At 36.0% G+C, this 1,146-nt stretch carries 1 protein-coding gene; it reads right to left on the reverse strand.

Annotated elements, in window-relative coordinates; genetic code table 11:
* Positions 1-1,108, reverse strand: a 1,108-nt coding sequence (eno, locus tag F6U93_RS14435) for a phosphopyruvate hydratase (protein WP_150940934.1), incomplete at its 3' end; no start/stop codon positions are given.
* Positions 1,109-1,146 lie beyond the last annotated feature (38 nt).

Here is a 1,146-nt window from a genome sequence, read left to right on the forward strand (position 1 = left end):
AACGGTGAGAAAGGAAATATCTCCACCCTGCTTCTTTACACATTCTTACAGCTTCAATCGTTTCAGTTACAGAACCAATTTGATTTAGTTTAATAAGAGCCGAATTACAAGCACCAATTTCAATTCCTTTTTTGATATACTTTGTGTTTGTCACAAAATTATCGTCACCAACAACTTCAATTTTATCTCCAAAAAGTTTAGTGAAAGAAATATATCCATCCCAGTCACCTTCTGAAACAGGGTCTTCCCATAGGATTATAGGATATTTCTCTAACCACTCAGCACTTTTTTTAATTAGGTCTGAAGTTTTCATTTTACCAAGCCCAGACCAAGACAAATCATAATTCCCATCTAAATTTGGAGAAAATGAGTTTGCGGCACTATCAATAGCAATTGATAGGTCTGTACCTGGTTTATAACCAGCTTTCTTTATTGCTTCAATTATTAATTCTATTGCTTCTTCGTTACTAGAACAGTTAGGTGCAAACCCACCTTCGTCTCCAACACTTGTAGCCATTCCATTACTTTTTAAAATACTTTTAAGTATATGGAATGTTTCAGCGACATAACGAAGACCTTCTTTGAAAGAAGGAGCGCCATGAGGAACAAGCATAAATTCTTGAAAGTCTACACTATTGTCAGCATGTTCACCACCATTTAATATATTCATACAAGGAACTGGAATACGAACGGCATTGACACCACCCAAATAAGTGTATAATGGAAGGTTAGCAGATTCTGCTGCAGCTTTAGCAACGGCCATAGATACACCTAGAATTGCATTTGCACCAAGACGAGATTTGTTATCAGTTCCATCCAGCTCTATCATTAAGTAATCAATATCTTTTTGATTAGATGCATCTTTACCTCTTAGAGCATTTGCTATTTCGTTGTTCACATTATCTACAGCTTTTTGAACCCCAGTACCATTGTAACGTTTCTCTCCATCCCTAAGCTCTACTGCTTCATTTTGTCCAGTAGATGCACCAGATGGTACAGAAGCAAATGATTTTGTACCATCCTCTAAAGTAACATAAGTTCTAACAGTAGGGTTACCTCTTGAGTCTAAGATTTCTAAGGCTGAGATTGATTTTATTGCTGTGTTCATAGTTTTAAAAATGTATTAGGTTAAAAATGTTTGCCAAC

Origin of the sequence: Pseudotamlana haliotis (genome assembly GCF_008806375.1) — a bacterium.
GTDB lineage: Bacteria > Bacteroidota > Bacteroidia > Flavobacteriales > Flavobacteriaceae > Pseudotamlana > Pseudotamlana haliotis.